This is a genomic window from Streptomyces sp. NPDC041122 (assembly GCF_055592445.1).
In genome coordinates, this window is the sequence record NZ_JBVIYQ010000015.1 from 1 (window position 1) to 11,050 (window position 11,050).

2 protein-coding genes are annotated in these 11,050 nt (G+C 72.4%); both read left to right on the plus strand.

Annotation, left to right across the window (positions count from 1 at the left end; all coding sequences use genetic code 11):
• A partial coding sequence (locus ACZ6B8_RS37305; protein WP_471610116.1) for an SDR family NAD(P)-dependent oxidoreductase occupies nucleotides 1–4,578 on the plus strand: 4,578 nt, incomplete at its 5' end.
• A 49-nt stretch (nucleotides 4,579–4,627) separates the two neighbouring features.
• Nucleotides 4,628–11,050 (plus strand): type I polyketide synthase (locus tag ACZ6B8_RS37310; RefSeq protein ID WP_471610117.1); only part of this gene is annotated, 6,423 nt, incomplete at its 3' end.

Consider the following 11,050-nt stretch of genomic DNA (forward strand, 5'->3'; position numbering starts at 1 on the left):
CCGATGCTGGCTGACTTCACCGAGGCGTTGCGGGGTGTGGAGTTCCGGGAGCCGTCGATTCCGCTGATGAGCAATGTGTCGGGTGAGCGGGCCGGAGCGGAGATCACTGTTCCGGAGTACTGGGCGCGGCATGTACGCCAGCCGGTCCTGTTCCAGCCCGCCATCGCCCAACTCGCCGAGTCGGCGGGTGTGTTCGTGGAGCTGGGTCCCGCTCCCGTACTGACAACCGCCGCCCAGCACACCCTGGATGGAACGGACGGCGCTGAGTCGGTCCTGGTCGCCTCTCTCGCGGGGGAACGCCCGGAGGAGGCGGCGTTTGTGCGGGCCGCTGCCCGTCTGCATGTGGCCGGCGTCGGAATCGACTGGGCCGCGGTGCTGCCGGGTGGTCGGGGGTCGCGGGTGGTGGATTTGCCGACGTATGCGTTTCAGCGTGAGCGGTTTTGGCTGGTGGGGCGTGGTGGGGGTGGCCGGGATGCGGTGGGGCTGGGTTTGGTGGCGGCGGGGCATCCGTTGCTGGGTGCGGCGGTGGAGTTCGCTGACCGGGGTGGGTGTCTGCTGACGGGTCGGTTGTCGCGTTCGGGTGTGTCGTGGCTGGTGGATCATGAGGTGGCCGGGACGGTGTTGGTGCCGGGTGCGGCTTTGGTGGAGTGGGTGTTGCGGGCTGGTGATGAGGTTGGTTGTGGGGGTGTGGAGGAGTTGATGTTGCAGGCACCGGTGGTGGTGCCTGAGGCGTCGGGTCTGCGGGTGCAGGTGGTGGTGGAGGAGGCCGGTGACGAGGGGCGTCGCGGTGTGCAGATCTACACACGCCCCGACAGCGACACCGACACCGCTGGCTGCGACGATGGGGGCGACGCGTGGGTGTGCCACGCCACCGGCACCCTCACCCCGGAAAGTGGCTTCGCAGAGGCGGAGTTGGGTGGCGTGTGGCCTCCCGCCGGTGCCGAGTCCCTGGATGTCGAGGGTTTCTACGCGCAGGCGGCGGCGTCCGGGTACGGATACGGTCCGGCGTTCCAGGGGCTGCGCGCGGTGTGGCGGGACGGGCAGGATCTGTTGGCCGAGGTGGAGCTTCCCGAAGCCGCCGGTGCCCATGACGGTTACGGCATCCACCCCGCCCTCCTGGACGCCGCCCTCCACCCTCTCCTCGTGGCCAGGTTCCAGGAGGAATCCGAGGACGACCAGGTCTACGTGCCGTTCGGATGGACCGGCGTCTCGCTGCACGCGACGGGCGCCACGACCGTACGCGTACGCCTGCGTCCCGTCGGCGAGAGCGCCGACCAAGGCCAAGGCCAAGGCCAGGGCCAAGGTCAGGGTCAGGGACAGGGCCGGGGGCTGAACGTCACCGTCACCGACGTGACCGGCGGCCCGGTCCTGAACGTCGAGGCCCTGCAGACCCGGCCCGTACGACCGGAACAGCTGGCAGCCGCCCAACGACGCGATGTGCGCGGTCTTTTCACGGTGGACTGGACACCGCTCCCGGTTCCGGAACGCGCCGACGCGTCCATGGGCGGATCCATGCGCGAATCCGTGCGCGGAGACGATTGGGTCGGCCTCACCGACGGCGCCGCTCTGGCCGATGTGGTGCCGACGGGCGGTGAGGCGCCGTGGGCGGTGCTCGCTCCGGTGACGATCCCCGCCGGCGAAGGACACGACGACGGCGGTCTGCCGGTCGTGGAACGGATGCTGGCGCTGGTCAAGGAGTTCCTCGCCGCGCCCGAGCTCGCCGAGTCCCGTCTGCTCGTGGTCACGCGAGGTGCGGTTGCCGTCAACAGCGACGACGGCGGGGACGGGGGTGAAGACGGGAGCGGTCAGGGGAGCGGTGACGCTCAGGCCGACGTCGGTGACGTGGACGCCTCCGCGGCGGCCGTCTGGGGCCTGGTCCGCAGCGCCCAGTCGGAACACCCGGGCCGCTTCGCCCTGTTGGACGCCGACGATGAGGTCGACGCATTGCCGCAGGCCGCGGTGCGTCACGCGGTGGAAGATCTGGATGAGCCCCAACTGGCGCTGCGCGACAGGCAGATCCACATCCCCCGCCTCACGCAGGCGCACCGCTCCACCGGTCTCGTCCCGGCCCCCGGCGATCCCGCCTGGCGTCTGCGGATGGTGAACGACGGCTCCCTGGACGAGCTCGCGGCGGTCGCCTGCCCCGAAGTACTCGGCCCTCTGGGCCCCGGACAAGTGAGGGTTTCCGTACACGCGGCCGGCATCAACTTCCGTGATGTCCTCGTCGCGCTGGGCATGGTTCCCGCCTACGGCGCGATGGGCGGTGAAGGCGCCGGTGTGGTCACGGAGGTCGGTTCCGACGTCACGCACGTGTCGGTCGGCGACCATGTCATGGGCGTGTTCGAGGGGGCCTTCGGTCCCGTGGTCATCGCCGAAGCACGCATGGTCACGCAGGTCCCCCGGGGCTGGGACATGCGTGCGGCGGCGGGAGTTCCGGCGGCCTTCCTCACGGCTTGGTACGGGTTGGTGGAGCTGGCGGGGCTGAGGGCGGGGGAGCGGGTGCTGATCCATGCCGGTACCGGTGGTGTCGGGATGGCGGCCGTGCAGATCGCCCGGCATCTGGGTGCGGAGGTGTTCGCGACGGCGAGTCCCGCCAAGCACGCTGTGCTCGATGAGATGGGTGTCGACGCCGCCCACCGTGCTTCGTCCCGTGACCTCGACTTCGAGGAGACCATCCGCCGGGCCACCGATGGGCGCGGCGTGGACGTGGTACTCAACAGCCTCACAGGCGAGTTCATCGACGCCTCGCTGCGACTGCTCGGCGAGGGCGGGCGCTTCCTGGAGATGGGCAAGACCGACCTGCGTACCCCTGAAGACGTCACCGCCGAGCACCCGGGCGTCACGTACACGGCGTACGACTTGGTCGGCGACGCCGGGCCGGACCTCATCGGGCGGATGCTGGACCAGCTGGTCGAGTTGTTCACCTCAGACCGGCTTAAGCCGTTGCCGGTACGTTCCTGGCCGCTGGACAAGGCGCGGGAGGCGTTCCGGTTCATGAGTCAGGCGAGGCACACCGGCAAGCTGGTGTTGGAGGTTCCGCCCGTCCTCGATCCCGAGGGCACGGTTTTGGTGACCGGTGGTACCGGTGCGTTGGGTCAGGTCGTGGCCGAGCACCTGGTGCGGGAGTGGGGTGTGCGGCACCTGCTGCTGGCCGGCCGCCGTGGCCCGGACGCCCCAGGGGCCAAGGAACTGGTCGCACGCATACGGGGGTTGGGCGCCGAAGTGACCGTGGCCGCCGCGGATGTCAGCGACGCGGAGTCGGTGGCGGAACTGGTCGGCAAGACCGATCCCTCCCACCCGCTGACGGGTGTCGTGCATGCCGCCGGTGTCCTGGAGGACGCGGTGGTCACCGCGCAGACGCCGCAAGGGCTGGCGCGGGTGTGGGCGGCCAAGGCGTCGGCTGCCGCGCACCTGCATGAGGCGACCCGCGGAATGCGGCTCGGTCTCTTCGCTGTCTTCTCCTCGGCGGCTGCCACCCTCGGCAGCCCCGGTCAGGCCAACTACGCGGCAGCGAACGCCTATTGCGACGCACTGATGCAGCACCGCAAGGCCAAGGGCTTGGCAGGAGTCTCGGTGGGCTGGGGGCTGTGGGAAACCGCTCCGGCCCCGACGGACGGGACGGCGAACGACCCAGCATCCGGCGGCACGGCAGGCGGCACGGCACGCGACACCACAGGTGCCGGCACAGCACACGCCGTCACGGCCGGGGACGGCACAAGCGACTCCGGTACCCCGCGCACCGCCACCCACCACCCCGCCACGACGACGGGCGCCGGCATGACCGGCACCCTCAGCCACACCGACGTCGCCCGCATGAGCCGCATCGGCGTCAAGGGCATGAGCCGCGAGCACGGCCTCGCCCTGATGGACGCCGCGCACCGCCACGGCCGCCCCCACCTGGTGGGATTCAACCTCGACCTGCGCACCCTCGCCACCCACCCCGTGGCCGGCCGCCCCGCCCTCCTGCGCGGCCTGGCCACCTCCACCTCCTCGGCGGGCGGTGCGAGCAGGCCGACCGCCACGGCGGGCGGACAGCCGGCGGACCTCGCGGGCCGGCTGGCCGCCCTGCCGCCGTCCGACCGGCACCACACCCTGGTGCGGCTCATCAGGGAGCAGGCCGCAGCCGTCCTCGGGCAGCACACCGGCAGCCTCGCGACGGGCAGCACGTTCAAGGAGCTCGGCTTCGACTCCCTCACCGCCGTCGAACTGCGCAACAGGCTGTCCGCCGCCACCGGCCTCCGGCTGCCCTCGGGGCTCGTCTTCGACCACCCGGACGCCGACATCCTCGCCGCATACCTCGGCGCGCAACTCGCCCCCGACGGCGAGGCGGGCGGACCCGCCGCGGGGCAGGAGGCCACCGACCCGGTCCTCCGCGATCTCGCGAGGCTCGAGACCGCCCTCACCGGATCCCTCGCCGGGCATGTGGACGCCGACGCCGTCACGGCCCGGCTCGAAGCGCTCCTGACGAAGTGGAAGGCGGTCGGTGCCGCGCCGGGATCCGGCAGCACCAAGGAGCAGTTGGAGGTCGCCACGACCGACCAGGTCCTCGACTTCATCGACAAAGAACTGGGTGTGTGAACCGACCGTGCACGGCGCGACAACCACGCTGAAGGCTGGGTGAACTCTCATGGCGAGTGAAGAGCAACTGGTCGACTACCTCAAGCGGGTCGCCGCCGAGCTGCATGACACCCGGCAGCGCCTGCGCGAGGTCGAGGACCGCCGCCAGGAGCCGGTGGCCGTGGTCGGCATGGCGTGCCGCTTCCCGGGCGGCATCGAGACACCCGAAGGACTGTGGAACCTGGTCGCCGCGAGCGACGACGCCATAGAACCCTTCCCCAGCGACCGCGGCTGGGACCTGGAGGGCATCTACCACCCGGACCCCGACCACCCGGGGACCTGCTACGTCCGCGAGGGCGGATTCCTCTCCGGCCCCGACCGCTTCGACTCCGACTTCTTCGGATTCAGTCCGCGCGAGGCCCTGGCCAGCAGCCCCCAGCTGCGACTGCTCCTGGAGACGTCCTGGGAGGCCCTCGAACGCTCGGGCATCAACCCGGCCACTCTGAAGGGCAGTTCGACAGGCGTCTACGTGGGCGCCGCCACCACCGGCAACCAGACCCAGGGCGACCCCGGAGGCAAGGCGACCGAGGGGTACGCGGGCACGGCGCCCAGTGTCCTGTCCGGCCGGCTCTCCTTCACCCTCGGCCTGGAAGGACCGGCAGTGACCGTGGAGACCGCCTGCTCCTCCTCGCTGGTCGCGATGCACCTGGCCGCCAACGCCCTGCGACAGGGCGAGTGCGACCTCGCCCTCGCGGGCGGCGTGACCATCATGTCCACACCCGAGGTCTTCACCGGCTTCTCGCGCCAGCGGGGCCTGGCGCCCGACGGCCGCTGCAAGCCGTTCGCCGCCGCCGCGGACGGCACGGGCTGGGGAGAGGGCGCCGGACTCATCGTCCTGGAGCGGCTCTCCGAGGCGCGCCGCAACGGCCACGAGGTCCTCGCGGTGCTGCGCGGCTCCGCCATCAACCAGGACGGCGCGAGCAACGGCTTCACCGCGCCCAACGGCCCCTCGCAGCGCCGCGTCATCCGCCAGGCGCTGTCCAGCGCCCACCTCTCGACAGCCGAGATCGACGTGGTCGAGGCGCACGGCACCGGCACCAGGCTGGGCGACCCCATCGAGGCCGAAGCCCTCATCGCCACCTACGGCAAGGAGCGCGAGGAAGACCGGCCGCTGTGGCTCGGCTCGGTCAAGTCCAACATCGGCCACACGCAGGCGGCCGCGGGTGTGGCGGGCGTCATCAAGATGGTGATGGCCCTGCGGAACGAACTGCTGCCCGCCACCCTGAACGTCGACGAACCCACCCCGCACGTCCAGTGGGACGGCGGCGGGGTACGGCTCCTGACCGAGCCGGTCCCCTGGTCGCGCGGCGAACGCCCGCGCCGCGCCGGCATCTCCTCCTTCGGTATCTCCGGCACGAACGCCCACGTGATCCTGGAGGAGGCCCCGGAGGCCCCGGAGGAGCCGGAGTCCGAGGAAGCGGGTGCGGGGGGCCTCGACCTCTCCGCGTCGGGGGCGGTGGTGCCGTGGGTGGTGTCCGGACGCGGCGGCGACGCGTTGCGTGAACAGGCGCGGCGACTCCATGCGTTCACGGACGAGGGCGCGGATGCCGCGGTGTCGGAGGTCGGTTGGTCGTTGGCCACGACACGTGCGGTGCTGGAGCACCGGGCTGTGGTGGTGGGCCGCGACCGGGAGGCATTGACGGCTGGACTCAGCGCGTTGGCGTCGGGTGAGGCGTCGGCGGATGTGGTGTCCGGTGTGGCCGGTGATGTGGGTCCTGGGCCGGTGTTGGTGTTTCCGGGGCAGGGGTCGCAGTGGGTGGGCATGGGTGCCCAACTCCTTGATGAGTCGCCGGTGTTCGCGTCCCGTATCGGTGAGTGTGAGCGAGCGCTGTCGGCTCATGTGGACTGGTCGTTGACGGATGTGTTGCGTGGGGACGGGAGTGAGCTGTCCCGCGTTGAGGTCGTGCAGCCGGTGTTGTGGGCGGTGATGGTGTCGCTGGCTGCTGTGTGGGCGGACTGCGGGGTTGTTCCGGCTGCTGTGGTGGGGCATTCGCAGGGTGAGATGGCTGCGGCGTGTGTGGCGGGTGCGTTGTCGTTGGAGGATGCGGCGCGGATCGTTGCCGTACGCAGTGACGCCCTGCGGCAGTTGCAGGGGCACGGGGACATGGCGTCCCTGGGTACGGGTGCCGAGCGGGCCGCCGAGCTGATCGGCGACCGGCCGGGCGTGTGCGTCGCCGCCGTCAACGGGCCGTCCTCTACCGTCATTTCGGGTCCGCCCGAGCATGTCGCCGCCGTCGTTGCGGAGGCCGAGGTGCAAGGGTTGCGAGCGCGTGTCATCGATGTGGGTTACGCCTCCCACGGCCCTCAGATCGACGACCTGCATGATCTGCTCACCGAGCGCCTGGCGGACATCGCACCGACCCGCACCGATACGGCTTTCTACTCCACGGTGACCGCCGAACGCCTCGACGACACCAGCGCCCTGGACACCGAGTACTGGGTGACCAACCTGCGCCAGCAGGTTCGTTTCGCGGACACGATCGAGGCCCTCCTCGCCGACGGTTACCGTCTCTTCATCGAGGCCAGTGCTCACCCGGTGCTCGGTCTCGGCATGGAGGAGACCATCGAGCGGGCGGACGTGCCCGCCACCGTCGTCCCCACCCTCCGCCGCGACCACGGCGACGCCACCCAGCTGGCCCGCGCCGCAGCCCACGCCTTCACTGCAGGCGCGGACGTCGACTGGCGGCGCTGGTTCCCGGCCGACCCCGCCCCCCGCACCGTCGACCTCCCCACCTACGCCTTCCAGCGCCGGAGCTACTGGCTGCCGGTGGACGGCGTGGGGGACGTGCGGTCCGCCGGGCTGCGGCGGTTGGAGCACACCCTGCTGCCGGCCGCGCTCGGCCTGGCCGACGGTGCGCTCGTGCTGACCGGGCGGCTCGCCGCGTCCGGCGGCGGTGGCTGGCTCGCCGATCACACGGTGGCAGGCGCGACGCTCGTGCCGGGTGCGGCGCTGGTCGAGTGGGCGTTGCAGGCCGCCGACGAGGCCGGGTGCGCCGTGGTCGAGGAGCTGACGCTTCAAGCGCCTCTGATGCTGCCGCACTCCGGTGGTCTGCAGGTTCAGGTGGTCGTCGGCGCGGCCGACGGCGGGCGGCCGGGACGGCGCGAGGTGCGGGTCTACTCCCGCGCCGACTCCGCGGCCGACGACGAACCGGACGTGGACGAGTCCTGGACGTGTCACGCCACCGGCACGCTGAGCCCGGAGGCGGCCGGTCAGGCGCCGGACGGCCTCGACGGGCAGTGGCCCCCGGCCGGCGCCGAGGCGCTGGAGATCGGTGACCTGTACGAGCGTGCCGCGGCGGCCGGTTACGGGTACGGGCCCTCGTTCCAGGGCCTGCGCGCGGTATGGCGGCACGGGCAGGACCTGCTGGCCGAGGTGGAGCTGCCCGAGCAGGCGGGAGCTCACGACGGCTTCGGCATCCACCCCGTACTGCTGGACGCCGCCCTGCACCCGGCGCTGCTCCTCGACCCGACCGCGTCCAGTCCCGACGGCCCGGGCGCGGGAGGGGGACAGCTGCGGCTTCCCTTCGCGTGGAACGGCGTGTCCCTGTGGGCCACCGGCGCCACGACGGTACGGGTGCGTCTGGCCCCGTACCGGGACGAGGAGGGAGCGGAACGGCACGCGGGGACGGAGACGGAGGCCCGCGCGGCGCTGCGGGTGACCGTCGCCGATGCGACCGGGGCACCGGTCCTGAGCGCGGACTCCCTGGCCCTGCGCCCCGCCGACCCCGAACTGCTGCGTGCGGCCGGCACCACGGCCGGCGGGCCCAACGGCCTGTTCACGCTGGAGTGGACTGCCGTGCCCACGACATGGGAGGCGATAGCGGAGGCGGAGAGCGGCGACGACTGGGTGGTCCTCGGCCCGGACGCCTCCGGCCCGGACACCGCCGGGCCGGCCACGGAGGGCCTGACCCGTTACCCGGATCTGGCGGCCCTGACCGCCGCGCTCGACGAGGGAACACAACCCACCCCCACCACCGTCGTGGCCGACACCGCCGCGTCGTCGGACGCGGAAACGGTCGACGTGTGCGGCCACGAGATCGCCGAGCGCACACTGCGCCTCGTACGGGACTGGCTCACCGAACCACGCTTCGCCGAGGCCCGACTCGTCCTCCTCACGCACCACGCGGTGGCCGTGCCGGCGGACGGCGACCGCCCCGTCGACGCGAGCGGTGTGATCGAGAGCCCGGACGCCGCGCCCCTCGACGTGCCCGCCGCCGCCGTATGGGGTCTCATCCGCAGCGCCCAGGCCGAACACCCCGACCGCTTCGTCCTGTTGGACGTCGACCGGAGCACGGACCGGGCGGCCGTCGCCCGCGCCCTCGCCACCCCGGAACCGCAGCTCGCCGTACGCGCGGGCGAGCCCAGGGCCCCCCGCCTGACACGCGCCACGACGGTGCCGGCACCCGTACCCGGGACCGACCGCGAGCGCGACTCCGGGCTCACCCCTCACCCCGGCACGGGCCTGGACCCCGAAGGCACCGTGCTCATCGCGGGCGGCACCGGCATGATGGGCGGGCTCGTCGCCGAGCACCTCGTCCGCGCCTGGTCCGTACGGCACCTGCTGCTCGTCAGCCGACAGGGCCCCGACGCGCCGGACGCCGGTGACCTCGCCGAGCGGCTCACCGGACTCGGCGCCGAGGTGCGGATCGTCGCGGCCGACCTGACGGACGGACGCGCCACCGCCGAACTGGTCGCCTCGGTCGACGCCGCGCATCCGCTGACCGGGGTGATCCACGCCGCGGGTGTCCTGGACGACGCCGTACTCACCGCGCAGACCCCTGCGCAATTGGCCAAGGTGTGGGCCGCCAAGGCCTCCGTCGCCGCCAACCTGGATGCCGCCACGGCAGGTTCGCCGCTGGGCCTGTTCGTGATGTTCTCCTCCGCCGCCGGTGTCCTCGGCAACGCGGGCCAGTCCGGATACGCGGCCGCCAACGCGTTCGTCGACGCCCTGATGGCCCGCCGCCGCGCGGCCGGCCTGCCGGGGCTGTCCATCGCCTGGGGCCTGTGGGCGCGCGGCAGCGCCATGACCCGGCACCTGGACGAGGCCGACCTGGCGCGGCTGCGCGCGGGCGGCGTGAAGCCGCTGCTCGACGAGCAGGGCCTCGCCCTCCTCGACGCTGCGCGGGACGCCGCGGCGCACACATCGCTCGTGGTCGCGGCCGGCATCGACGTCCGCGGTCTCGCCGGCGACGACGTGCCCGCGATGCTGCGCAACCTGACGGGCAGGACGCGCCGCAGGGCTGCTGCCGACTCCGCCGTCGACAAGGCGGCCCTGGAGGCGCGGCTCGCCGGCCTGGACGAGGCCGGTCGCCGAGCCGTCGTCGGCGACGTCGTGCGCGAGTGCGTGGCCGCGGTGCTCGGCCACCGGTCCGCCGCGGACGTCCGCACCGAGGCCAACTTCAAGGACCTGGGCTTCGACTCGCTCACCGCCGTCCAGCTGCGCAACCGGCTCTCGGCGGCCAGTGGTCTCCGGCTGCCCGCCACGATGGCCTTCGACCACCCCACCCCCGACGCCCTCACCGCCTACCTGTGCACGCGCCTGAGCGGCGACACCCGCGCGGCGACGCCCCCCACCCGGGCCGCGCTTCCCTCGGCCACGACAACGGACGACCCGATCGTGATCGTCGCGATGGCCTGCAAGTACCCGGGCGGAGTGACGTCGCCGGAAGGACTGTGGGACCTCGTAGCGGCGGGCGTGGACACCGTCGGCGACTTCCCGACCGGCCGCGGCTGGGATCTGGAACGCCTCTTCCACCCCGACCCGGACCACCCCGGCACCAGCTACGCCGACCAAGGCGCCTTCCTGCCCGACGCGGGGGACTTCGACGCGGCGTTCTTCGGGATCAACCCGCGCGAGGCGCTGGCAATGGATCCGCAGCAGCGCCTGCTCCTGGAGGCCTCCTGGGAGGTGTTCGAGCGTGCGGGCATCGATCCGACGACGCTCAAGGGCAGCCTGACCGGCACCTACGTCGGCGTGATGTACCACGACTACGCGGCGGGCCTCGCGCAGGACGCCCAGCTGGAGGGCTACTCCATGCTGGCCGGTTCCGGCAGCGTGGTCTCCGGCCGGGTCTCGTACACCCTGGGCCTGGAGGGCCCGGCGGTGACCGTCGACACGGCGTGCTCCTCGTCGCTGGTCTCCATCCACTTGGCGGCGCAGGCGCTGCGGCAGGGCGAATGCGACCTCGCCCTGGCGGGTGGCGTCACGGTGATGGCCACACCCGAGGTCTTCACCGGCTTCTCGCGCCAGCGCGGCCTCGCCCCCGACGGCCGCTGCAAGCCCTTCGCCGCGGCGGCGGACGGCACGGGCTGGGGCGAGGGTGTGGGTGTGGTGTTGTTGGAGCGTTTGTCGGATGCGCGTCGGTCGGGTCGGCGGGTGTTGGCGGTGGTGCGGGGTTCGGCGGTGAATCAGGATGGTGCGAGTAATGGTTTG